This is a genomic window from Actinomadura latina NBRC 106108 (genome assembly GCF_001552195.1).
GTDB lineage: Bacteria > Actinomycetota > Actinomycetes > Streptosporangiales > Streptosporangiaceae > Spirillospora > Spirillospora latina.
Genome location: NZ_BCQS01000020.1, coordinates 77,052 through 101,704, shown reverse-complemented (window position 1 = coordinate 101,704; position 24,653 = coordinate 77,052). Strand labels below are relative to the sequence as shown.

The window sequence follows — 24,653 nt, the reverse complement described above, 5'->3', positions numbered from 1 at the left end:
CCGCGCCCTGACAAACCGAATGACGTTCTAATAGGCTGTGGCCACGTTCGAGGAAAGGTGTGGCCATGGCGATCGGGTTGACCGAGGAGCACGAGGCGCTGGCGGCGTCGGTGCGCGGGTTCGCGGAGCGGAACATCACCGCGGAGGCCGCGCGGCAGGCGGACGCCGGGTTCTGGCCCGCGCTCGCCGCCCAGGGGCTCCCCGGCCTGCACCTGCCCGAGGACGCCGGCGGGCAGGGCTTCGGGATCCTGGAGCAGGCCGTCGTTCTGGAGGAGCTCGGCCGGGTGCTCGCGCCGGGCCCGTACACGCCGACCGTGCTGGCGTCCGCGGTCCTGCACGCTTGCGGGGCCGACGTGCCGGGCTTGGCGGACGGTTCCCGCACCGCCGCGGTGGCGCTGTCCGGCAGCCTGGACGCGGACGGCTCGACGGTCTCGGGCACGGTGCAGCCTGTGCTGGGCGCTCCGCTCGCCGACCTGTTCGTGCTTCCGGCCGGTGACCGGTGGGTCGTCCTCAACCGGGAGGACGTCACCGTAGGGGCGCTGGAGTCGCTCGACATCACGCGCCCTGTGGGATCGGTCACTGTGGACGGGGTGGCCGTCGACCGCTTCCTCGACGGGGTGGACGCGCAAGCCCTCGCGGCGGTCCTTCTGGGGGCGGAGGCGTGCGGTGTGGCGGGACGTGCACTGGACGACGCCGTCGCCTACGCCAAGCTCCGCGAGCAGTTCGGACGTCCGATCGGCCAGTTCCAGGGCATCAAGCACAAGTGCTCCCGGATGCTCATCGCCGTCGAGCGCGCCAGGGCCGCCGTGTGGGACGCGGCGCGCGCGCTGAACGAACCCGAGGAGCAGCGTGCGTACGCGGTCGGAGTCGCCGCCGCTCTGGCGGCCGACGCTGCGGTCACCTGCGCCGAGGGCAACATCCAGATCCATGGAGGCATCGGCTACACCTACGAGCACGATGCCCACCTCATCTACCGGCGGGCTCTGACGCTCCGCGCGCTCCTGGGGCGGGCCGGCCGGCACCGGGCCGATGTCGCCGCGCTCGCGGTGCGGGGCGTCCGGCGGCCGATGAGCATCGAGCTGGACGAGGACGCCGAGCCGGTCCGGGCGGAGATCCGCGCCCGCGTCGCCGAGATGGCCGCGATGGACTTCCTCGAGCAGCGGGCGGCGATGGCGGAGGGCGGCTGGGTGACGCCGCACCTGCCGAAGCCGTGGGGCCGGGGCGCCGGGCCGCTGGAGCAGATCGTCATCCAGCAGGAGCTGAAGGCGGCGAAGGTGCGCCCGGTGCCGCTGATGATCGCCGCGTGGGTCGTCCCGTCGCTGGTCCAGTACGGGACGCCGGAGCAGCAGGAGCGCTTCCTGCCGCCGACGCTGCGCGGCGAGATCATCTGGTGCCAGCTGTTCTCCGAACCGGGCGCGGGCTCCGACCTCGCCGGGCTGCGCACCCGCGCCGAGCGCACCGAGGGCGGCTGGACGATCACCGGCCAGAAGATCTGGACGTCCCTCGCCCGCGACTCGCAGTGGGGCATCTGCATCGCCCGCACCGACCCCGGCCGGCCCAAGCACGACGGCATCACGTACTTCCTCGTCGACATGAAGTCGCCCGGCGTCGATATCCGCCCGCTGCGCGAATGCACCGGCGACGCCGTGTTCAACGAGGTGTTCCTGGACGGCGTGTTCGTCCCGGACGACCTCGTCGTCGGCCCCGTCAACGCCGGCTGGCGGGTCGCCCGCACCACCCTCGCCAACGAGCGCGTCGGCCTGACCAGCAGCTTCCAGCTCGGCGGCGACCTGCCCAAGCTGCTCGACCTCGCCGCCGGGCTCGGCCTGGACGGCGACCCCGTCGTCCGGGACGGCCTCGGCCGGCTGGCCTGCGACGAGCACTCGTTCAACCTGCTCGGCCTCCGCGCGACGCTGAAGCAGCTCTCCGGCACCGACCCGGGCGCCACCGCGAACGTCCGGAAACTGGTGGCGATGGAGCACGGCCAGGAGGTCACCGAGTTCGGGTTCACGCTCCTCGGCGAGGAGGGCGTGCTGACCGGCGGCTGGAAGGACGACCTGCGCGCCCGCTGGACCCGGTACCTGCTCGCGTCCCGCGCCATGAGCATCGGCGGCGGCACCACCGAGGTCAACCTGAACGTGATCGGCGAGCGCATCCTGGGGCTGCCCCGGGACCCTGAACCGGCACGGTAGCCGGGCGGCGCGGGCGGCGTCTCGCGCGCCGGGACGGGTCGGGTAGCGTCCAGGCTCACATGGGAGAACGGGGAGAACGGGCGCGGCACCTGGTGGCCGCACTGACCGGGCTGGGGCTCGGGCTGGCGGCACTCGGGCCGGGGCTCGCGCCCGGGTTCGTGCTGTCGTACGACATGGTGTTCGTGCCCGGCCCCTCGTTCACCGGCCTGACGTTCGGGCTGACCGGGATCGTGCCCCGGCACGTCCCGAGCGACGCGTTCGTCACCGCGCTCGCCCACGTCGTCCCGGCGGACGCCGTGCAGAAGATCGTCCTGCTGGCGGTCTTCGTCATGGCGTGCACGTCGGCGGCGTCGCTGGTGCCGTCCCGCCGCCTCCTGCCGCGCCTCGCCGCCGGGGTCTGCTACGCCTGGAACCCGTTCGTCGCCGAACGGCTCCTCCTCGGGCAGTGGGCACTGCTCCTCGGCTACGCGGCCCTGCCGTGGGCGGTGGCCGCCGCCGCCCGCACCGACGAGCCCGGCGGCACCCGCCGCCTCGTCCGCGCGCTGCTCCCCGCCGCCGTCGGCGGCTTCGCCGCCCTGACGATCACCGGCATCACGGCCCTGGCCGTCGCCCTGACGTCTCGGGTGCGGCTCGCCGGGGCGGTCCGGGTCGTCGTGGCGGTGGGAGTGTTGAGCCTGCCTTGGCTGGTGCCGGGGGTGCTGCGGCCGGCGGGCCTGCCCGGGGACGGGGTGGCCGTCGATCTCTTCGCGGCCCGGGCGGACACGCCGTTCGGGACGCTCGGGAGCCTCCTCCTGCTCGGCGGCGTGTGGAACGGCGAGACGGTGCCGGCCGGCTACGGAGCGCCGGTGACCGCGGCGATCTGGCTGCTCGTGGTCGTGATCGCGCTCGCGGCCTACTGGAGATGGTGCCGGGAGCCGGTGTGGCGGCGCGGTGCCGCGGTCGCGGCGGCCACCGGGTTCGTGATCGCGGCGCTGGGGGCGGTCGCCGCGCCCGTCCTCGAAGGGCTCATCGGTCTCTGGCCCGGATTCGCCGTGCTGCGGGACGGGCAGCAGTACGTCGCGCCGCTCGCCGTGGTGGTCGCGGTCGGGCTCGGCGCGGCCGCCGACCGGGCGGCCGAGGCGAGGTGGCCGGGAGTCGCCGCGGCGGCGACGGCCGTGCCGGTGCTCCTGCTGCCGACGCTGGCGTGGGGCGCGGCGGGCGAGCTGCGGGCCGTCCGCTATCCGGACGACTGGGCGCGCGCACGGCAGATCATCGACCGCGATCCCGGGAAGGGCGACGTGCTGGTCCTGCCGTGGGCGTCGTACCGGAGCTACCCCTGGAACCACGGCCGCCGCGTGCTCGACCCTGTGCCCCGCTACCTCCACCGGCGCGTCATCGTGGACGACGCCGTGACCGTGGGCGGCACGACCGTCCCGCCCGAGGACCCGAGGGCCGTCCGGCTCGCGCCGGTCGCGAGGACCGGGGCGCCGCCCGCCGAGACGCTCCGCGCCGAGGGCGTCCGGTACGTCGTGGTGGACGCGGAGACCGGGTCGGTCCGTCCGTCCGGCCAGGCCACCGAGGTGCTGCGCGGCCCTGACCTGGCCGTCTACCGGATCGACGGGGCCGCCGAGGCGGCCGGGGAGCGAGTGCCGGCAGCGCCGGTCGCGGTCGCCTGGGGCATCATGAGTCTGGTCGTTTTCTGGTCAATCCTGGGCTCAGGTACTACTCTGAGCTTTCCGTTACTCGGCAGTATCAAGCCCCGCAGCCCCCATCACCGACGAAGGACCCCCTGATGCGCATCGCCATCGCCGCAGTGGTCGGCGTTCTGCTCGCGGCCGGAGCGTCGTTCGGCACGGTCCAGCTCGTGAACGCCTCCCAGCAGGACCCGGTCATCAAGCCGCTGTACAACTACGGCTCCCGGTGACCTGTAGGCCCTGATGGGGACCTGGCGTGACGGCCCCGCCCTCCTGGAGATCGTCGTTCCCGCCTACAACGAGGCCGACCGGCTTCCGGCGGGGCTGGCACTGCTGTGCGACAAGCTCGCCGGCCTCCCGCTGCGGGCGGAGGTCATCGTCGTCGACAACGCCAGCACCGACGGCACGGCCGGGATCGTCCGGGCGTGGGACGGTCCGGTGCCGGTGCGGCTGGTGCGCTGCGAACGCCGGGGCAAGGGAGCGGCGGTCCGGGCCGGGCTGCTGGAGACACGGGCCCCGTACGTGGGGTTCATGGACGCCGATATGGCAACAGACCTCGCTGCGCTGGACGAAGCCATCGTCCTGCTGCGCGAGGGCCGCCCGGTCGTGGTCGGGTCAAGGCGCCACGGTCGGTCGGTCGTCCAGGGATACGCGCTGCCCGTCCGGCGGCTCGGCGCCATCACGTTCAACCGGATCGTCCGGGACCTCGTGGGCGGCATCCAGGACACCCAGTGCGGTTTCAAGTTCTTCGACGGGCCGCTCGGGCGGGCCGCCGCGGAACGGCTCCGCACGAGCGGTTTCTCGTTCGACGTCGAGCTGCTGGCCCACTGCGTACGGCGAGGGGCGTCCGTGACGGCCATCCCGGTGGTCTGGCGGGATCGTCCGGGCTCGACGTTCTCGGTACGGCGTCACTCGTTCCAATGCATGCTGGACCTCGCGCGCATCCGCGCGCGCGCCGGTTTCCGTATGCCCGGTGTTCCGGCGACGCCGATCATCCCCGTCGTGCCCATCCGGACGGTGCTGGCCGAGCCGAAGCTCCCTGAGCCGCGTCCGGTGCCGGTCGCCGTCCCAGAGCAGGCGCCGGCGTCGCGCACCAAGTCGGGATGACCGCGGAACTGCGGCTGGCGGTCGTCAACTGGCGGGATCCCCGGCATCCCGCCGCGGGCGGCGCCGAACGCTATGCCTGGGAGCTGGCGCGCAGGTTCGCCGGCCAGGGGGACCGCGTCCACTACGTGACGTGCCGGGCGCCCGGACAGAAGCGCAGGGAACGGGTCGACGGCGTGGACTTCGTGCGCCTCGGCGGCCGGTTCACCGTCTACCCGCTCGTCCTGCTGTGGATGCTGGCTCATCGCCGGCGCTTCGACGCGGTCATCGACTGCCAGAACGGCATCCCCTTCTTCACGCCGTGGGTGCTGCCGCGCCGTGTGCCGGTGTTCTGCGTCATCCACCACGTGCACGACGCTCAGTTCGGTCTGTACTTCCCTGGATGGCTGGCCTGGCTCGGGCAGGTGCTGGAGGGGCCCGTGAGCCGCTGGACGTACCGGCGGCACGCGTTCGTGGTGGTATCGCCGTCCACGTTGCGCGCCGTCAGGGAGCGGCTGGGGTGGACGGGAGACGCGCATATCGTCCACAACGGGTCGTCGGTCGCCGCACCCGACGCCCTGGTCTCGGAGGCGGCTGGGGACCCGGACCTGGTGTGCGTGACCCGTCTCGTCCCGCACAAGCGCCTCCACCTGCTTCTCGATCTTGCGCAGTGCCTGGCCGAAACCCGTCCCGGGCTGAGGCTCCACATCGTGGGGGACGGCCCAGAAGCGCCCGCGCTGAAAGCCGCTGTCAGCGCGCGGGGCCTGGACGGCGTCGTCATCGCGCACGGGTACGTCCCCGAGAACGTCAAGGCGGCCCTGGTCGCCCGCGCCGATCTGCACCTCAGCTCGTCCCAGGGCGAAGGCTGGGGGCTCAGCGTGATCGAGGCCGCGGCGCTGGGCGTCCCGACCGTCGCCTACGACGTGGACGGCCTGCGCGACGCCGTCCGCGACGGGACCACCGGATGGCTCGTCCACGACGGCGACGACCTGGCCGATGTCGTCGAGCGCGCCCTGAAGGAGCTGGACGAGCCTACGCAGCGCGAGCGGACGGCCACGGAATGTCAGAGGTGGGCGGCAGAGTTCGACTGGGCGCGCACGGCGGGCCGGATGCGCGACCTGATCGGTAGCGCGGTCCGGGACGCGGGCGTCCGCGGGTACGGTGGCGGACACCCTGGCTGACGTCCCGGGGGAGCAGAGAGAGGGGCGGAGGGCGAGCATGGCCGTGGGAGAGGCGAATCCGCCCCGCGCCGGCGCGTCCCGTCAGCCCGCCCCCGGCGGGCCGGACGGGCCGGACGGCCAGGACGCCGCCGCGCGGCTGCGGGAGCGGCTGCGCGTGCTGGCGTGCTGCCTCGCGCTGACCGCGATCGCGTTCGGCACCCGGCCCGGCGCCATCCTCGCCGACACCAAGATCGACATGGCGGTGAACCCGCTCGGGTTCCTCGGCCGCGCCCTCCACCTGTGGGACCCCGAGCAGTTCGGCCAGCTGCAGAACCAGGCCGTCGGCTACCTGTTCCCGATGGGCCCGTTCTTCGCGCTCGGCGACGTCGCCGGCATGCCCGCGTGGATCACCCAGCGGTGCTGGCTGTCGCTGCTGATGTGCCTCGCCTTCATCGGCACGTGGCGGCTGGCCGGGCGGCTCGGCATCGGCGGATCCGGGCGGGACGGGGACGGGCAGTGGCCCCGGCTGTTCGCCGCGGCGGCGTACGCGCTCGCGCCGAACGGGCTGGCGACCCTCGGCCAGATCTCCTCGGAGTACCTGCCGGTCGCGATGCTGCCGTGGATCGTCCTGCCGCTGGTCACCGCCGCGTCCGGCGAGGGCGGGCGGCTGAAGGCCGCGGCCCGGTCCGGGCTCGCGATCGCCTGCTGCGGCGGGATCAACGCGACCGCGACCGCCGCCGTCCTCGCCGTCCCGTTCATGTACATCGTGACGAGGCCGCGCGGGTCGTTCCGCGTCCGGATGCTCGCCTGGTGGTCGGCGGCCGCGGGCGCCGCGACCGCGTGGTGGCTGGCCCCGCTGCTGCTCACCGGCACGTACGGGTTCTCCTGGCTGACCTACACCGAGAAGGCCGAGACGACGACCGGGCCGACCGGCCTGATCAACGTGCTGCGCGGCGCGGAGCGCTGGGTCAACTACCTGATCGTGGACGGCCAGGTCTGGTGGCCGGTCGGGCACGGCCTCTCGCTCAGCCCCGTCCCGATCCTCCTCACGGGCGTCGTCGCGGCGCTCGGCCTCGCCGGCCTGCTCGCCCGGCTGCTGCCGGAGCGGACGTTCCTGCTGCTCACGCTGCTGGCCGGTCTCGCGATCGTGTCCATGGGCCACATCAGCGGCATCCCGGGCCCGTTCGCCGCCGAGCTCCGCGACCTGCTGGACGGGCCGCTCGCGCCGCTGCGCAACCTGCACAAGTTCGACGCCGCCGTCCGGCTGCCGCTCGCGTTCGGGCTCGCCCACCTGCTCGCCGCGGCCGGGCGGCACCTCCGGGACAGGAGGGCCCGGAACGCGCGGGTGCGCGGCCTCAGCGACGGGGCCGGGCCGGCGTTCGGCGTGCCGGCGCGGTCGCTGCTGAGCCTGCCGGTCGCCGCCGCCGTCGCGCTCGGCGGCATCGGCCTCACCGCCGCCTCGCACGGCCTGTCCGGGCCCGGCGACTTCAAGGAGACGCCGAAGTACTGGCGGGACGCGGCGTCGTGGATCAACGCGCGGGCCGGGCAGCAGGGCGTGCTCGCGGTCCCCGGGGCGCCGTTCGGCGAGTACCTGTGGGGCCGCCCGATGGACGACATCGTCCAGCCGCTGCTGACGGCGCGGTGGGGCGTCCGGCAGCTGGTCCCGGCCGGGTCGCCCGGCTACACGCGGGCGCTGGACGCCATCGACCTGCAGGTCCGGTCCGGGCAGGGCTCGCCGGGGCTGAGCGGCTTCCTCGGCCGGATGGGCGTCCGGTACGTCCTGGTCCGCAACGACCTGCGGCGGGAGACGCTGCGCGGCGCCTGGCCCGCCCGCCTCCACCAGGCGCTGGACGACTCGCCCGGCATGCGCAGGGTCGCCTCCTTCGGCGGGCCGGTGGGCGGCGGCAACGAGGACGCGGTGACCGACGTCGACCAGAAGTACCCGCCGCTGGAGGTGTACGAGGTCGAGGGCGCCGCCGACGTCGCGGACCTGACCGGCGCGGCCGACCCCGTCCGCGTGTACGGGGGGCCGGAGGCGCTGCTGGCCATGGCCGACGACGAGGCGCTGCCGGACGGCCCCGTCCTGCTGGACGACGACGCCCCCGACCTGGGCGGCACCCCGGTCGTGACCGACTCGCCCCGGCTGCTGCGGCGCAACTTCGGCGAACTGCACCAGACGTCCCCGACGATGTCGGCCGCGCACAGAGGCGAGGCCACCGACGTCCTCGACACGGGATGGAAGCGGTACACCACCCACGTCACCTACGGCGGCGGCGTCCGCGACGTCACGGCGTCCACGTCGGCGGCCGGCGACGACGCGCTGCCGCAGGGCCGCAGGCCCGAGGCGGTCCCGTACGCCGCGTTCGACGGCAACCGGCTGACGGCCTGGGAGACGGGCGGCTGGACCGGGCCGTCCGGGCAGTGGCTGCGCGTCGACTTCGACCGGGCCCGCGACGTCCGGAACCTGACCGCGACGTTCGTGCAGAACACCGCGCTCGGCCCGCCGGTCACGCGCGTCGCCGTCGAGACCGAGAACGGGAGCCTGGAGCAGGACGTCCAGCAGAGCGCGAACCCGCAGCCGCTCAGCGCCCCGGACGGGCCGACGCGCTGGCTGCGGCTGCGCATCACCGCGCTCGCCACCGAGCCGATCGTGCCCGCGTTCGCGCGCGCGGCGATCGCGGAGGTGGCGATCGGGGGCGTGGCGCCGGCCCGCACGTACACGATGCCCGCGCCCGGCGGGATCGACGGCCCGGCCACGTACGTGATGAGCCGGACGCCCGGCGCGACCAGCGAATGCATGAAGGGCAGCCGGCGGTGGGTGTGCGCGCCGTCCCTCGGCTCCGGCGACGAGGAGGGCGCGGGCTTCGACCGGACGTTCACCTCGGCGGTGACCGGCAAGGCGCCCGTCACCGGGACGGCGGTCCTCACCGACCAGAAGCTCGTCGACCGGTACACCGCCGTGCACGGCCAGCCGGTCGTCGCCGCCAGCTCCACGCTGTCCGCCCACCCGGCCGACCAGCCCCGGTCCGGCTTCGACGGCGACCCGGCGACGTCCTGGATCTCTGGGGAGAGGGACGCGGAACCCGCCTACACCGTCCAGTGGAACGGCCGCGAGCGGGTGTCCACGCTGACGGTCACCCGCCCGCCCGGCGCGGCGGGCCCGGTCCGGCTGCGGGTCGAGGGCGCGAACGGCCAGATCCGCGAGGGCCTGTCGGACGAGAAGGGCACGCTCTCGTTCGCGCCGATGACCACCGACCGGCTGACCGTGACCTTCTTCCGCGACGGCCGGACCCAGCCGGTGCAGCTCGCCGAGCTGACCGTCCCCGGCGTGAAGCCGTTCCCGGACGTGCGCACCTACCCGCTGGAACTCCCCTGCGGCTACGGACCGAAGCTCCAGACCGGCCCGTCCGCGATCCGGACCGGCGGCGGCCGGGCCGGTGCCGGGCGGCAGACGATCCAGACGAAGGCGACCGGGACGCTGGGCGACCTGCTCGCGGGCCGGCCCCTCCAGTTCAGCGCCTGCAAGCAGGCCGTGCTCGTGAAGGGCCAGAACCACCTGACGTCGGTGCCGCTCGACAGCTACCGCATCGACACGGTCACGGTCGGGGCCAAACCGGGGCCGGACGCCGCCGCCCGGCCGCCGCAGCAGGTCAAGGTCATCAGCTGGGGCTCCAGCTCCCGCAAGCTCGACGTCGACGCCGCCACCGCGTCGTTCCTCACCGTGAACGAGAACTTCAACACCGGCTGGCGCGCGACCGCCGGCGGCACCGAGCTGCGCGCCGTCCGGCTGGACGGGTGGAAGCAGGGCTGGCTCGTCCCCGCGGGCACCAGCGGCGTCGTCGAGCTGGCCTACACGCCCGACCGGGCCCAGCGGATCGCCGTCGTCGCCGGCCTGAACCTGCTCCTCGTGCTGCTGATCGTCGCGCTGTGGCCGGGCCGGTCCGGCGGCCGGCGGCCCGACCCGCGCGCCATGGTCGCCGGCACGGGCTGGCCCGCGTGGGCGGCGATCGGGCTCGCCGCCGCGCTCGGCGGCTGGATCGCCGGGCCGCCCGGCGTCGCCGTCACCCTCGGCGTCGCCGTCCTGTGCGGCTGGGCCCGCACCCGCCGCTCCGCCGTCCTGCGCGCGCTCGCCTCCCCGTGGCCGATCGCGATCGCGATGCTCGCCGGCACCGGCTGCCTCGCCGCCGGGATGTGGCTGGACCTGCTCGAAAACCCGGCCGCCCCGTCCGGTCCGGTCGGCGACATCGCGCCCCAGCTGCTCGGGCTCGCCGTCGTCGGACGCGTCGCGGTGGAGCTGTGGCGGCCGAAGCCGCGCGGCGGCGGCGACTCCCGCGGGCGGATCCCGCTCAGCTGGACGGCACCCGGGCAGGGGCCGGGCGGGCCCGGTCCCGGCGCCGGGTCAGCCGCTGGACCGGCCACTCCACCAGGTAGTAGCTCAGAGTCCCCGCTGCGATGGACGCCGCCGCCATCAGCGGCAGATCCGTCGCGACGTCCCCCCGGAAACCCCGGTCCGTCGCCTCGTACCAGGAAACGATGATCAGCAGCTGCCACAGGAACACGCCGTAGGAGATCCGGCCGAGGAACCGCATCACCCGGTTGCCGAGGATCGCGCCGAGCGTGGGCTGCCCGGCCGGCGCCAGCGCGACCGGCGCGACCAGCGCCGCCGCGCACAGCCCGAACACGACGAGGTGCAGCGTGGACGTCCAGAACGCGTCCGGCGTCTGCAGGCTGAGCGGGCCCGCCGCGGGCGTCGCCGCCACCACGTACAGCATCGCCGCCGCGGCCCAGCACGCCGCCCACGAGTCCGACACGGCCCGGCACAGCGCCGCGACGGGGCGCCGCTCGTCGAGCCGCGCCCACACCGTCACCACCGCGAGCGCCATCCCGATCGCGAACCAGGTGAAGTACCGCGGGAGCCACAGCCCCATCTGCGAGTGCCGGTCCGGGACGAACATGGCGGCCGTCCAGGGGAACGACAGCGCCGCGTACACGCCGATGCCGGCCAGCAGCCGCCGGGCCCGGACGCCGACGTCGTGGGTCCGCACCCGGCGCGCGTACCAGGCGAGGATCGCGGCGGTGAACGGCAGCGTGACGTACCAGGCGGCCTCGATGACGAGGCTCCAGAACTGCCCGAGTTCCGACGGGCCCAGCGGGCCGGTCCACCACGGGTCGGGCAGGTAGGTCTGCGACAGCGTGAGCAGCGAGGCCCACGTGACCGGGTCGCCGATGTGGTCGCGCCCCGCCGTGACCATGTAGACCGCGATCACGGCCCAGTAGGCGGGCATGATGCGGAGCACCCGCTTGCGCAGGTACTCCATCGTGCGCGGCGCGGACCGTCCGTCCAGCGCGGCCGCCGCCCACGGGCGGTAGAGCAGCAGCCCCGACAGCGTGAAGAAGATCGGCACGCCGATCTGCCCGCCGTTGAACAGCCACCGCGGCCCGTTCGGGTTGGTGATGGACCCCGCCGCGCTGGCGACGTGGAACACGAGGACGGCGAGCGCGGCCACCGCCCGCAGCCCGTCGATGGTGTCCTGGTGACCGGAGATCGGCGGCGGGGCCGGCCGCGCCGCGGTCCTCAACGGTCCTTCTTCCGCAGGACGAGGACCAGGTTCCAGGTCGCGATCTCCCGCAGGCCCGGCACCCGCACGATGCCCTCCGCCCAGCGCGGGTGGTAGCGCGGCACCGCGTCCAGGACCCGGACGTCGTCGCGCCGCCGCGCCCATGACAACGCCCCCGACACCGACACGGGGTGCAGGGTGCGGCCGTACCGGTTCTTCGGCGGGCGCCCGGTCCGGCGCTCGTACCAGCGGGCGGCCCGGTCGCCGCCCAGGTAGTGCCAGGGAGAGGTCTCGTGCCCGCCCCACGGCGACAGCCAGTTGGTGAACGACAGGAAGACCGTCCCGCCGGGCCGCGTCACGCGGACCATCTCGTCGCCCATCCGCCACGGGTCGGGAACGTGCTCCAGGACGTTGGACGAGAAGCAGACGTCGGCGGACCCCGTCCGGAACGGCAGGGCGAGGGCGCTGGCGACGAGCTGGTTCGCCCCGCGGCCGCCGTGCGCGGTCAGCTCATCGAGATCATGGTCGATCCCGGTGCAGCGCGCCCCGGCGGCGGCCAGCGCCCGCGCGAAGAACCCGAAACCGGTCCCGACGTCGACGACGGTCGCGTCCCGCAGATCGGTGTACGAGCCGAGCTGCGCGACGGTGTCCCGCGCCATCAGGTCGTAGAAGTACTCCGGCTCGCTTCCCTCGCGCCGGAACGCGCTCAGCAGCCGCACCGACCGCGCCAGCGTCGCGCAGTGCCGCGGCAGGGGCGGCCATCCGCCGTGCCCGGGCGCGGCCCGGCCGGGTGCCGCGGGCCGATCGTGCGCCGCCGGCTGATCGTGTGCCGCCGAGGTCAATGATCACCTCACCTGTCCGGACGCCGAGGTAACGGGGAGCTTACCGGCCGGTACGACCCCCCGGCACCCACTCCACCGGAAGCGACGGCCTCCACCGGAAGGGACGGCGGAGGGCGCGGGCGGGGTGGGGGCGGGTCAGGGGCTGGCCGGGGCCATGGGATGGGAGGCGTGGGCCATGGGGTCGGGGGCGGTCCGGGGGACGCGGCGGGGCAGCAGCGGGGAGAGCAGCGCGGCGAGGGCGAAGGCCGCCGCGCTGAACAGGAGGGTCCGGCCGCCGGCGGCGGTGAAGTCGGCGGGGCGGGGCCCGGGGCTGTCGCGGGCGCCGAAGAAGACGACGCCGGCCAGGGCGACGCCCATCGCGTTGCCCAGCTGGATCACCGAGTTCAGGACGCCGGAGGCGGCGCCCGCGTCCGAAGCCGGCAGGTCGCCGAGGACGAGGTTGGACAGGATCGGGATCGTGAGCCCCATCCCGATGCCGGCGGCGAACATCCATGGGATCGCGCGCCAGGCGTCCAGGCCGGGGCCGTGGTGGAGCGCGGCCCAGGCGAGTCCGGCGGTCGCGGCGGCCATGACGGGGGTGCCCAGCGCGACCAGGGTGCGGGCGCGCGGCTGGCCGAAGCGGTTGGTGAGCTGGGCGGTGCAGGCGATCCCGGCGGGCCACGCGAGGCCGACGAGCGCGACGCGCAGCGGCGACCAGCCGAGGCCGAACTGGAGCGTCCAGGTGAGGACGATGAAGAACCCCGAGACGCCGGTGAAGAGGACGAACATGAGGGTGAGGCCGCCCGCGTAGGAGCGGCGCGCGAACAGGCCGATCGGGACGAGCACGCCGCGTCCCGCGCGCTCCCGCCGCCGCTGGTGCAGGACGAACAGCGCCAGCACCGGGCCCGCGGCCGCCATCGCGGCGACCGACCACGCGGGCCAGCCCAGCTCACGGCCCTGGACGAGGGGGTAGGCGAGCAGCAGCGACGCGACCGAGATCAGCAGCACGCCGGGAACGTCCAGGCGGGGCCGGTGGACGGACCGGGACTCGCTCATCCACAGCCAGGCCCCGGCCAGCGTCGCGAGCCCCACCGGCAGGTTGACGAGGAAGATCGTCCGCCAGCCGGGCGGCAGCCCGGAGGTGAGCAGCAGCCCGCCGAGCAGCGGCCCGCTGACCTGCCCGACGCCGAGCACCACCCCGTAGAGGCTGATCGCCGCGGTCCGCTCCCGCGGCGTCCGGAACTCCGTCGCGATGATCGACATGACCTGCGGGACCATCACCCCGCCGAACGCGCCCTGCGCGACCCGCGCGGCGATCAGCATGCCGGGCGACACCGCGACCGCCGCCAGCGCCGACGCCGCCGTGAACCCGGCCACGCCCGCCAGGAACACCCGGCGGCGCCCGTGGATGTCGCCGAGCCGGCCGCCCGTCACCAGCAGCAGCGCGAACGCCAGCGCGTAACCGGCGCTGATCCACTGGCCGACCGCGTAGGACGCGCGCAGGTCGGACTGGATCTCGCGCAGCGCCACTCCGACGATCGTGACGTCCATGAGGTCCATGAACGTGGCGAGCAGCACCGCGAGCAGGGCGAGCCAGCGGCTCGGAGAGGGGGACACGGTGTCCTTTCCGCGGAGGTCGGCGCCTACTCTTATTGGACTGGCGGTTTGAGAGGTCCTGTAGGGTAACTCGGACATGCCGGACCCGGCCCCTCGGCCGTTGAGTTGACGACGGCAGCCCCCGGAGGTTTACATGCGGCGACCGGTCGGCCTGGTCCTGATCGGCCTCGGTGCCTTCTTCCTGGCGCTCGCGCCGCTGGTCCGCTTCTATGTGGCCGACCAGGTGGTCGTGGCGCCGCTGAACCGGTACCAGGTGACGCTGCTCGAGTCGAAGAACTCCACGTACTTCGACCAGGCGGACCTGAAGACGAAGACCGGCGTCACCCTGCTGGCCAAGAACACCGTCCGCGGTGACGTCCGCGCCAACGAGGGCGACAACGACATCGCGGTCTGGGACTCCACGACCAACATCTACGACCAGGCGAAGCCGGACCAGCCCGTCCAGATCCAGGGCTACCGCATCGCCTTCGACCGCCGGACGGCCAGGCTGGTCAACTGCTGCGGCGTCAACGTCGACGGGGACAACACCGTCCGGATGTCCGGCTACGGGCTGCTGTTCCCGCTCGCGGACGTGCAGAAGCGCGACTACCCGTTCTTCGACATGACGACGAAGCAGGCGGCGCCGATGCAGTTCGGCGCGGTGGAGAAGGTCCACGGGCTCACGACCTACCGGTTCACCCAGACGATCCCGCTGACGAAGACGGCCGCGCTCGACACCAAGCTGCCGGCCAAAATGCTGGGCCTGCCGGAGGACGCCGGGAACCAGAAGGTGGACCGCTACACCGAGGCCTACAACACCGTCTGGGTCGACCCGCGCACCGGCATCCCGGTGAAGCACCGCAAGAACATCCGCAGCACCGTCCAGACGGCGGACGGCAAGGGCAAGATGATCGTCGCCCAGGCCGACCTCGTCAGCGTCGACAAGGACCAGGCGGCCATGGTCGACCTGGCGGACAAGACCGCGCTGCAGATCGACCTGGTGCGCAGCTACGTCCCGGCCGGCGCGGTCCTCTTCGGGCTGATCCTGCTCTTCGTCGGCGGCTTCCTCGGCCTGGCCCGCCGCGAGCCGCCGCCCATCGAGGCGCCCCGCCGCGCGGACGGCAAGTTCGGCGACATGACCCCGGCCGGACCGCCGAAGCCCCCGGCCCCGCCCGCCGACCCGGGCGCGCCGTCCGGCCCCCTCTCGCCACCGGGCTCGGGCGCGCCGCCCGACCCGGCCGCGCGACCCGGCCCCGCCGCGGCTCCGCCTGCCCGCCGGCCGGCCCCCGGCAGCCAGCGCCAGCGGCGCAAGGCCGCCGGCCCCTCCAAACGCCGCTGACCCACCGGACCCGTACGGCCCGCGCACCGCGCGGGCCGTACGCACGTCCGGGCCCGGCCCGTCTGATACGCGTTCTAGTCCGGTCGGACGTTGATCCTTTCCATGCGGCCGTGCTGAGGTTTGTAAGTAGAACCTGTTGCAGTTTTGTGGGAGCGCGCTTAGGGTCGAAGCTGTGCGGACACGAGTCACCGAACTATTCGGCATCGAGTACCCGATCTTTGCGTTCAGTCACTGCCGCGACGTGGTCGCGGCAGTGAGCCGCGCCGGCGGCATGGGCGTCCTCGGCGCCCTGCACTTCACCCCCGAGGAGCTCGAACTCGAGCTCAAGTGGCTCGACGAGAACGTCGGCGGCAAGCCCTACGGCGTGGACGTCGTCATGCCCGCCAAGTACGAGGGCGCCGACATGGGCGACGCCGAGGAGCTGCTCGGCAAGCTGCAGGGCATGATCCCGGCCGAGCACAAGACGTTCCTGGAGGGCCTGCTCGCCGAGCACGGCGTCGACCCGCCGTCCGAGAAGGCGGGCAAGGCGCTGCTCGGCTGGACGGACGTCACCGCCCGGCCGCAGGTCGAGGTGGCGCTCAAGCATCCGATCGCGCTGCTGGCCAACGCGCTCGGCCCGCCCCCGGCGGACGTCGTCGCGCAGGCGCACGAGCACGGTGTGAAGGTCGCGGGCCTCGCCTCCAACGCGCGGCACGCCCGCAAGCAGGTCGAGGTGGGCGTCGACATCATTGTCGCGCAGGGCACCGAGGCCGGCGGCCACACCGGCGACGTGGCGACGATGGTGCTGATCCCCGAGGTGGTGGACGCGGTCGGCGAGGACACCATCGTGCTGGCCGCGGGCGGCATCGGCCGGGGCCGGCAGATGGCCGCGGGCATGGCGCTCGGCGCCGACGGCGTCTGGACGGGCTCGATCTGGCTGACCGTCGACGAGGCCGACACCCCCGAGCGGGCCCTGCCGAAGCTGCTCAACGCCACGTCCCGCGACACCGTCCGGTCCCGGGCGTGGACGGGCAAGCCCGCGCGCTTCCTCAAGACCGCGTGGACGGAGGCGTGGGAGAGCGAGAACTCGCCCGGCTACCTGCCGATGCCCATGCAGTTCATGCTGATCGCGGACGCGCTGCCGCGCATCCAGCGGTCCGGCGACGGCGAGCTGGTCACCTTCCCGGTCGGCCAGATCGTCGGCTCGATGAACCAGATCAAGCCGGCCGCCCAGGTCGTCTACGACCTGATCGAGGAGTACGTCGAGGCGATCGAGCGCCTCAACACCATCACCGACGCCTGACCTTCCCCACAGGCCCCGGCCGGCGGCACCCCCCGACGCCGGCCGGGGCCCTCGCACATGCGGGACCGCGGTGCGGTCAGAACCTGGTCATCCAGGAGAGGGCGCGGGCGATGACGTAGTAGACGACGGCTGCGATCGTCCAGTTGATGTAGAGCTGCTCGTCGGGGTCGGTGCGGGTGAAGGCGTCGTGGAACGGTGTGGCGAGCCAGCGGCCCGCGTCGAGTGTCGCGTCCACCAGGGAGTTGCCGGGGTTCGCGTCGCCCCACACCAGCAGCATGCCGAGGGCGAGGATCGCCACGGCGGCCCAGCCCGCCGCCATGATCATCGCGCTGACCGGGTTCGGCCTGCTGCGCCGCCACCGCGGCGGCTTCCGCTTGGCGGCGGGGTCGTCCGTCGTCCGGCGCCACAGCGGTCGCCGGGGCGTCTCCTCAATGCTCTCCGGCCGCTTGCGCCGTATCTGCAAGGCCATGGCCTGCTCAGTCCTTCCGTGGCTCGTGTCGTCCCCAGCGATGCCACGCAGGAAAACTCGCAAACTCCGACCGAATTACGGACGACCGATAACACGTCGACCGGCGACCTTCACGACGGAGCACAGCGCCGGCACAGCGCCGGTACGGCGGAGTGCCGGCGCTGCGCGGATGGCGTCTGGTTCGCGTGGAGGGTCTTATTTGCCGTGGTAGACGGCGGGGCGCTTCTCCTTGAAGGCTCGGGAGCCCTCCTTGGCGTCCTCGGAGCCGATGACGGGCCAGCCGATCTCGTCGGAGATCTTGAGGGCCTCCTCCTCCGGGAGGTGCGCGGTCTCGCGGTAGGTGCGCAGGATGCCCTGCACGGCGAGCGGGCCGCATTCGGCGATCTGGTCGGCGAGTTCGCGGGCGGCGGCGAGGGCGGTGCCGGCCGGGACGACCTTGTTGATCAGGCCCATGGCCAGGGCCTCCTGCGGGGTCACCGAGCGGGCGGTGAGCAGGATGTCCATCGCGTTGGCGTAGCCGATCTGGCGGGGCAGCCGGATCGCGGAGCCGCCCATCGGGAACAGGCCGCGCTTCGCCTCGTACAGGCCGAGGGTGGCGTCCTCGGCGACGACGCGCAGGTCGGTGCCGACCAGGAGTTCGGTGCCGCCGGCGACCGCGTACCCCTCGATGGCGCAGATCAGCGGCTTGGTCGGCTGGCCCTCGCGCAGCAGGCCCTTCCAGTGGAAGTTCGGGATCTGCGCCATCCGCTCCTGGACGCGCGGGTCCGACGGCGTCTGCCCCATGGCCTTCAGGTCGGCGCCGGCGCAGAACGTCCCGTCGGCGCCGCTGAGGATGCCGGCCCGGATTTCGGGCGTGTCCGACATGTAGGCCCAGGCGTCGGCGAGGCCCACCAGCATGGACGAGCTGAGCGCGTTGCGCGCCTCGGGCCGGTTCATCGTGACGATGACGACGTGGCCGTCGCGCTCGACGATGCAGTGCTCGGTGCTGATCGGCAGCCGTTCCGCCATGGTTCCTCCAGCTCAAGTGTTAAACGAGAACAGATTCTAGTTAAGCAGGTGCCTGGCCGGTAGGGGTTGAACTGCAAAACGAGAACGTGATCTACTTTCATCGCCGAGTGCCGCCATGTGACGGTGCTCACCGTGATCACTTAGGGGAGTTCCGATGGGGTCATTGGGCTTTTGGCGATTGGCGCAGGCTGATCCGGAGTGGGTCGCGTGCGTCGATCCGGACGGGACGAAGCACGCCGCGGGCGACCTGCTGGCCCGCTCGAACCGGCTCGTGCACGGGCTGCGCGCGCTGGGGCTGGAGAAGGGCGACGGCATCTGCGGGCTCGTCCCGAACGGCGTCGAGGGTCTCGTGCTGTACCTGGCGGCGCTGCAGGCCGGCTGGTACTACACGCCGATCAACTGGCACCTGACGGGCCCGGAGATCGGCTACATCGTCGCCGACAGCGATGCCAAGGCCTTCTTCGTCCACGAGCGGTACGCCAGGGAGGGCGTGCCGGCCGGTGCGGAGATCGAGGCGCACCGCCGGTTCGCGTTCGGGGACGTCGAGGGCTTCCGCCCGCTCGCCGAACTCGTCGAGGGGCAGCCCGACACGCTGCCGGACGACCGCAGCAACGGCGCCACGATGCACTACACGTCCGGGACGACGGGACGACCGAAGGGCGTCAAGCGGGCCCTGATGGGGATCGACCCCGACGACAGCGCCGAGCTGATGACGTTCCTGCTCGGCATGTTCGGCATCCCGCCGGGGATCCCCGCGGGGGGCGAGCACCAGGCCCATCTGATCACCTCGCCGAACTACCACACGGCCGTCACCCAGTTCGGCGGCACCGCCCTGCAGATGGGCCACACGCTCGTCTACATGGACAAGTGGGACGCCGAAGACACCCTCAGAGTGATCCAAGAACACCGCGTGAGCAACACCCACATGGTGCCGACGCACTTCAAGCGGCTGCTGTCCCTGCCCGAGGACGTCCGGTCCCGGTACGACGTGTCGAGCATGAAGTGGGCGATCCACGCGGCCGCGCCCTGCCCGGTGCCGATCAAGCAGCAGATGCTCGACTGGTGGGGCGACTGCATCTGGGAGTACTACGCGGCCACCGAGGGCGGCGGGACGATCGCGAGCCCCGCCGACTGGCGCGCGCACCCCGGCACGGTCGGCAACGCCTGGCCGATCAGCGAGCTGCTGATCGTCGATGACGACGGCGAGCCCGTCCCCACCGGGACGCACGGCACGATCTACATGAAGATGGCCGGTGTCGAGTTCGAGTACAAGGGCGACAAGGAGAAGACGGAGAAGAACCGCCTCAAGGACTTCTTCACCGTCGGGGACATCGGCTACCTCACCGAGGACGGGTTCCTGTTCCTGTCCGACCGCAAGGCCGACATGATCATCTCGGGCGGCGCGAACATCTACCCGGCCGAGATCGAGAACGAGATCATCCTGCATCCGAAGGTCGGGGACGTCGCCGTGTTCGGCATCCCGGACGAGGAGTGGGGCGAGCAGATCAAGGCCGTCGTGGAGCCCGCCGAGGGCGTCGCCCCCGGCGACGAGCTCGCCGCCGAGATCCTCGCGTCGCTGGAAGGCCGGCTCGCCAAGATGAAGTGGCCGAGGACCGTCGACTTCATCGAGACGATGCCGCGCGAGCCCAACGGCAAGCTCCTCAAACGCAAGCTGCGGGACCCGTACTGGAAGGACCGCGACAGTGCCATCTGACACCGCGCCGCCCGACGCCCCGAACCACCTCGTCGCGTTCCCCGGCGGCTACACCCGCTCGGTCGGCCCGGTGATCGGGCGCTTCCTGAGCGAGCTGCGCGACGGCCGGATGGTCGGCGTCCGCACGGCGGGCGGCAGGGTGCTCGTCCCGCCGCAGGAGTGCGACCCCGAGACCGGCGAGGACGTCACCGGCGAGTTCGTCGAGGTCGGCCCCGCCGGCACCGTCACGACCTGGTCGTGGGTGCCGCGCCCGGCCAAGGAGCATCCGTTCGACCGCCCGTTCGCGTGGGCGCTGATCCGCCCGGACGGCGCCGACACCGCGCTGCTGCACGCGCTCGACCTCGGCGTCTTCGAGGCGGGCGCGAAGCCGCCGAAGTTCCTGAAGACCGGGATGCGGGTGCGGCCGAAGTACCGCGCGGAGCGGACCGGGACGATCGGCGACATCGAGTGCTTCCTGCCCGAGGTCACCATGATCAACCCGCAGGCCGGGCTGGAGTACCGGCTGAAGGGCGGCCGGGCGCTCGGCCGGTTCCTGGAGGGGATCTCCGAGGGCCGGATCACCGGGCACCGCTGCCCGGTGTGCGAGAAGGTCATCGTGCCGATGAAGGGGTTCTGCCCGCGCGACGGCGTGCCCACGACCGAGGAGGTGGAGCTGCCCGACACCGGCACCGTCACCACCTTCGCGGTCAACAACATCCCGGACCCGCGCGCGCCGGAGGTGCCGTTCGTGTCCGGCTACGTCCTGCTGGACGGCGCCGGCCTGACGATGCTGACGCTCGTCGCGGGCATCCCGGCCGACCAGGTCCGGATGGGCATGCGGGTGAAGGCGGCGTGGCGGCCGCGCGAGGAGTGGACCCGGTCGATGGCCAACATCAAGTGGTTCGAGCCCATCGACGAGCCCGACGTCCCCTTCGAAGAGATCAAGGACTTCATGTAATGCGTGATGTCGCCGTCGTCGCGTTCGCACAGACCCGGCACAGCGCCGAGGACCAGGGGATCGCGGAGACCGAGATGGTCCTCCCGGTCATCACCGAGATCAAGGAGCGGACGGGGCTGTCCCGGTTCGGCTTCACCTGCTCGGGCTCGTGCGACTACCTGCAGGGTGCGCCGTTCGCCTTCGTGTCCGCGCTCGACACGCTGGGCGCGTGGCCGCCGATCGCCGAGAGCCACGTCGAGATGGACGGCGCGTGGGCGCTGTACGAGGCGTGGGTGAAGCTCCAGATCGGCGAGATCGACACCGCGCTGGTGTTCGGGTTCGGCAAGTCGTCCCAGGGCGACCTCCGCGCGATCATGAGCCAGCAGCTCGACCCGTACCACCTGGCGCCGCTCGGCGTCGACCAGGTGTCGATGGCCGCCATGCAGGCCCGCGCCTACATGGAGAAGTCGGGCGCGAAGGAGGACGACCTGCGCGCGGTTGCGGCGCGGTCCCGGGCGTCCGGCCGCGACAACCCGTTCGCGCTGCACCTGCCGGACCCCGAAGGCGACGAGTACGACGTGGCGCCGCTGCGCCCCTACGACGTCGCGCCCGTCACCGACGGCGCGGCGGCGATCGTCCTCGCGGCCGGCGACACGGCCCGCGAGCTGTGCGAGCGGCCCGCGTGGATCGCCGGCATCGACCACCGCACCGAGCCGCACGCGCTCGGCGTGCGCGACCTGACCCGCTCGGAGGCCGCCCGCATCGCGGGGGAGAAGGCCGGCGCGACCGGGATCGAGGTCGCGGAGCTGCACGCGCAGTTCAGCCATGAGGAGCTGATCCTGCGCGAGGCACTCGGCCTGGCCGACGGCGTGACCGTCAACCCGTCCGGCGGGGCGCTGTCGGCGAACCCGGTGATGGCGGCGGGCCTCATCCGCATCGGCGAGGCCGCGTCCCGCATCCACGACGGGACGGCGTCGCGGACGCTCGGGCACGCCGCGTCCGGCCCCTGCCTCCAGCAGAACCTCGTCTGCGTGCTGTCGGGAGAGAAGAACCATGGCTAAATCCTGCGCGGTCATCGGCATCGGGCAGACCGAGTACAAGACCAAGCGGCTGGACGTGTCGATGGCGGGCCTGCTCCGCGAGGCGGCCCGCCGCGCCCTCGACGACGCCGGGCTGACCTGGAAGGACATCGACGCCGTCGTCGTCGGCAAGGCGCCCGACCTGTTCGAGGGCGTCGTGATGCCGGAGATCTTCCTGGCGGACGCGATCGGCGCGACCGGCAAGCCGATGATGCGGGTGCACACGGCCGGCTCGGTCGGCGGGTCCACGGCGATCGTCGCGGCGAACCTGATCCAGTCCGGCGTCCACGAGCGGGTCCTCACGATCGCGTGGGAGAAGCAGTCGGAGTCGAACGCGACGTGGGCGCTGACGGTGAACGGCCCGTTCACCACGTCCCTCGTCGTCGGGGCGGGCGGCTACTTCGCGCCGCACATCCGCGCCTACATGGCCCGGTCCGGCGCACCCGACCACATCGGGACGCTCGTCGCGGTCAAGGACCGGCAGAACGCGCTGCGGAACCCGTACGCGCACCTGAAGATCCCCGGCATCTCCCGCGAGATGGTCGAGTCGACGCCGATGCTGTGGGAGCCGATCCGGTACCTGGAGACGTGCCCGTCGTCGGACGGCGCGTGCGCGATGGTGCTGGCGTCCGAGGACGCGGCCAAGAAGGCGCCGAACAGCCCCGCGTGGGTGCACGGCACCTCGATGCGCTCCGAGCCGATGCAGTTCGCGGGCCGCGACACCGTGAGCCCGCAGGGCGGTAAGGACGCGGCGGCGGCCGTGTACCGGCAGGCCGGCATCACCGACCCGCGCCGCGAACTGGACTGCGCCGAGGTGTACGTCCCGTTCTCCTGGTACGAGCCGATGTGGCTGGAGAACCTCGGGTTCTGCGGCGAGAGCGAGGGCTGGAAGCTCACCGAGGCGGGCGCGACGGCGTTCGACGGCGACATCCCGTGGAACCCGTCCGGCGGCGTGCTGTCGTCCAACCCGATCGGCGCGTCCGGGATGATCCGGTTCGCCGAGGCGGCGCTGCAGGTGCGGGGGCGGGCCGGCGACCACCAGGTGGACGGCGCGCGCCGCGCGCTCGGCCACGCCTACGGCGGCGGCGCCCAGTTCTTCGCGATGTGGATCGTCGGCAGCGACAAACCCTGATTTCCCCAGACCCCCTCCGGAGGCTCTCCGATGGAGTACAACCACGCTGACCTGTTCGAGGGAGTCGCGGACGCGATCGGGGACCGTGTCGCCCTGATCTGCGGTGACCAGCGGCTCACGTACGCCGAGCTGGACGAGCACGCGAACCGGCTCGCGCACCATCTGGCGGACGCCGGAGTGCGGCCCGGCCAGCATGTCGCCGTCCAGCTCTACAACGGTGTCGAGTACGCGGCGGCACTGCTGGCCGCGCTGAAGATCCGGGCCGTGCCCATCAACGTCAACTACCGGTACGTGGAGAGCGAACTGCTCTACGTGTACCGGGACTCCGACAGCGTCGCGCTGCTGTACGACGTGGAGTTCGAGGACCGGGTCGCGGCGACCGTCCCGGAGGTGCCCGAGCTGAAGCACCTCATCGCGGTGGGCGGCACGCCGTCCATCCCGGGGGCGGTCGCCTACGCGGAGGCGATGAAGGACGCCGCAGGCACGCGCGGCTTCCCGGCGCGTTCCGGCGACGACGTCTACATCATCTACACGGGCGGGACGACCGGGATGCCGAAGGGCGTCATGTGGTCGACCGAGCAGATGCTGCTCGCGTTCTGGAACCCGTCGCTGCCGCGGCCGACGCGGCCCGAGGACGTCGTGGAGAACGCCCGCAACGGCGGCCCGCTGGTGATGATGCCGGTGGCGCCGCTCATGCACGGCGCCGCGCAGATGGCCACGTGGATCGCCTGGTTCATGGGCGCGACGCTCGTCTACACGCGCAAGTTCGACGCGGCGGACGTGTGGGCGACGATCGAGCGGGAGAAGGTCAACTCGCTGACGATCACCGGGGACGCGATGGCGATCCCGATGGCGGAGGAGCTGGCGCGCGGGAGCTACGACACCTCTTCGCTGTTCGCCTACGTCTCCACGGGCGCGATCTTCACCGGGACGGTCCGCGACCGCATCCAGCGGCTGCTGCCGAACGTGATGATCCTCGACCGGTTCGGGTCGACCGAGTCGGGCTCGACGGCCGAGGCGGTCGCCGGCTCCACCCCGGAGAAGGGGCTGCGGTTCGCCCCGGACGTGGCGAACGTCACCGTGCTGGACGACGCGTTCCAGCAGGTCAAGCCGGGCTCGGGGGTGATCGGGCAGGTCGCCCGCAGCGGCTACATCGCGCAGGGCTACTACAACGACCCGGAGAAGACGGCGAAGACGTTCCCCATGGTGGACGGCAAGCGCTGGCTGCTCACCGGCGACATCGCCACCGTCGAGGAGGACGGGTCGATCGCCGTGTACGGGCGCGGGTCGCAGGCGATCAACACCGGCGGCGAGAAGGTGTTCCCGGAGGAGGTCGAGGCCGTCCTCAAGGGGCATCCGGCCGTGTACGACGCGGTCGTCACCGGCATTCCGGACGAGCGGTGGGGGAGCCGTGTGGCGGCGGTGATCCAGCCGTCCGGCGACGCGCCGCCCTCCACCGATCTGGACGCGCACTGCCGCCGCGAGCTGTCGGGCTACAAGGTGCCGCGCGTCTACGCGTTCGTCGCCGAGATGAAGCGCTCGCCGGCGGGCAAGGCGGACTACCGGTGGGCGAAGCAGGTGGCGGAGGAGGCGAAGTAGCCCGGTAGAGGTCGGCCCCGAACCTTCGTGGG

At 72.9% G+C, this 24,653-nt stretch carries 17 protein-coding genes and 1 pseudogene; 13 read left to right on the top strand and 5 right to left on the bottom strand.

The features are described from left to right. Window positions 1-65 precede the first annotated feature (65 nt). From AL2_RS25320 to AL2_RS39415, 6 genes and pseudogenes are all read left to right on the top strand, one after another. Window positions 66-2,192 carry an acyl-CoA dehydrogenase family protein gene (locus AL2_RS25320; RefSeq protein ID WP_067637692.1) on the top strand — a complete coding sequence of 709 codons (2,127 nt, stop codon included), beginning with the start codon at window positions 66-68 and terminating at the stop codon, window positions 2,190-2,192. 59 nt (window positions 2,193-2,251) lie between these two features. Continuing rightward, window positions 2,252-3,964 carry an MmpA family trehalose lipid delivery protein gene (locus AL2_RS25315; RefSeq protein ID WP_067637690.1) on the top strand — a complete coding sequence of 571 codons (1,713 nt, stop codon included), beginning with the start codon at window positions 2,252-2,254 and terminating at the stop codon, window positions 3,962-3,964. Next, a complete protein-coding gene (locus tag AL2_RS39845; protein WP_281181612.1) occupies window positions 3,964-4,095 on the top strand; it encodes a hypothetical protein in 132 nt (43 codons plus the stop codon). Before AL2_RS25315 ends, AL2_RS39845 begins: the two co-directional genes overlap by 1 nt. A 13-nt stretch (window positions 4,096-4,108) precedes the next feature. Continuing rightward, window positions 4,109-4,972 (top strand): glycosyltransferase, encoded by an 864-nt coding sequence (locus AL2_RS25310; RefSeq protein ID WP_083946888.1) that lies wholly within the window; start codon window positions 4,109-4,111, stop codon window positions 4,970-4,972. Continuing rightward, window positions 4,969-6,129, top strand: a complete 1,161-nt coding sequence (locus tag AL2_RS25305; protein WP_067637688.1) for a glycosyltransferase family 4 protein — start codon at window positions 4,969-4,971, stop codon at window positions 6,127-6,129. Before AL2_RS25310 ends, AL2_RS25305 begins: the two co-directional genes overlap by 4 nt. A gap of 37 nt (window positions 6,130-6,166) precedes the next feature. Beyond that, window positions 6,167-9,373: pseudogene (locus tag AL2_RS39415) on the top strand (alpha-(1->3)-arabinofuranosyltransferase domain-containing protein); the annotation flags it as partial. Between the two features lie 1,081 nt (window positions 9,374-10,454). Here AL2_RS39415 and AL2_RS39410 read toward each other — a convergent pair. From AL2_RS39410 to AL2_RS25290, 3 genes are all read right to left on the bottom strand, one after another. Next, window positions 10,455-11,687 (bottom strand): acyltransferase family protein, encoded by a 1,233-nt coding sequence (locus AL2_RS39410; protein ID WP_067637685.1) that lies wholly within the window; start codon window positions 11,685-11,687, stop codon window positions 10,455-10,457. Then, on the bottom strand, window positions 11,684-12,418 hold the full coding sequence (locus AL2_RS25295) for a class I SAM-dependent methyltransferase (RefSeq protein WP_067637898.1): 735 nt from the start codon (window positions 12,416-12,418) through the stop codon (window positions 11,684-11,686). The genes AL2_RS39410 and AL2_RS25295 overlap by 4 nt, the downstream gene beginning before the upstream one ends. A 225-nt stretch (window positions 12,419-12,643) precedes the next feature. Next, on the bottom strand, window positions 12,644-14,104 hold the full coding sequence (locus AL2_RS25290; RefSeq protein WP_067637683.1) for an MFS transporter: 1,461 nt from the start codon (window positions 14,102-14,104) through the stop codon (window positions 12,644-12,646). A gap of 133 nt (window positions 14,105-14,237) precedes the next feature. Here AL2_RS25290 and pgfA point away from each other — a divergent pair, with 133 nt between their 5' ends. Together pgfA and AL2_RS25280 are read left to right on the top strand one after the other, a co-directional pair. Then, window positions 14,238-15,422, top strand: coding sequence for a cell envelope lipid trafficking protein PgfA (pgfA, locus tag AL2_RS25285; protein WP_067637681.1), 1,185 nt, complete (start codon window positions 14,238-14,240; stop codon window positions 15,420-15,422). A 172-nt stretch (window positions 15,423-15,594) separates the two neighbouring features. Then, entirely contained in the window at window positions 15,595-16,704 is a 1,110-nt protein-coding gene (locus AL2_RS25280) for an NAD(P)H-dependent flavin oxidoreductase (RefSeq protein ID WP_067637679.1), read from the top strand. A gap of 76 nt (window positions 16,705-16,780) precedes the next feature. On the opposite strand, the gene AL2_RS25275 is transcribed toward AL2_RS25280, so the two are convergent. Beyond that, on the bottom strand, window positions 16,781-17,173 hold the full coding sequence (locus AL2_RS25275; protein ID WP_067637677.1) for a hypothetical protein: 393 nt from the start codon (window positions 17,171-17,173) through the stop codon (window positions 16,781-16,783). Window positions 17,174-17,368: 195 nt separating this feature from the next. Continuing rightward, entirely contained in the window at window positions 17,369-18,181 is an 813-nt protein-coding gene (locus AL2_RS25270; RefSeq protein WP_067637675.1) for a crotonase/enoyl-CoA hydratase family protein, read from the bottom strand. 154 nt (window positions 18,182-18,335) lie between these two features. Here AL2_RS25270 and AL2_RS25265 point away from each other — a divergent pair, with 154 nt between their 5' ends. The 5 genes from AL2_RS25265 to AL2_RS25245 are packed head-to-tail and all read left to right on the top strand — an operon-like array spanning window position 18,336 to window position 24,621. Further along, window positions 18,336-19,895, top strand: a complete 1,560-nt coding sequence (locus AL2_RS25265) for an acyl-CoA synthetase (protein ID WP_067637674.1) — start codon at window positions 18,336-18,338, stop codon at window positions 19,893-19,895. After that, window positions 19,885-20,832 carry a Zn-ribbon domain-containing OB-fold protein gene (locus AL2_RS25260; protein WP_067637672.1) on the top strand — a complete coding sequence of 316 codons (948 nt, stop codon included), beginning with the start codon at window positions 19,885-19,887 and terminating at the stop codon, window positions 20,830-20,832. The genes AL2_RS25265 and AL2_RS25260 overlap by 11 nt, the downstream gene beginning before the upstream one ends. After that, entirely contained in the window at window positions 20,832-21,872 is a 1,041-nt protein-coding gene (locus AL2_RS25255; protein ID WP_067637670.1) for a thiolase family protein, read from the top strand. The genes AL2_RS25260 and AL2_RS25255 overlap by 1 nt, the downstream gene beginning before the upstream one ends. Then, window positions 21,865-23,022, top strand: a complete 1,158-nt coding sequence (locus AL2_RS25250) for a thiolase family protein (protein ID WP_067637668.1) — start codon at window positions 21,865-21,867, stop codon at window positions 23,020-23,022. Before AL2_RS25255 ends, AL2_RS25250 begins: the two co-directional genes overlap by 8 nt. A 30-nt stretch (window positions 23,023-23,052) precedes the next feature. Continuing rightward, the gene (locus tag AL2_RS25245; RefSeq protein WP_067637666.1) at window positions 23,053-24,621 is read left to right on the top strand and encodes an acyl-CoA synthetase; all 1,569 of its coding nucleotides are present in this window, start codon (window positions 23,053-23,055) and stop codon (window positions 24,619-24,621) included. The last annotated feature ends 32 nt before the right edge of the window (window positions 24,622-24,653 follow it).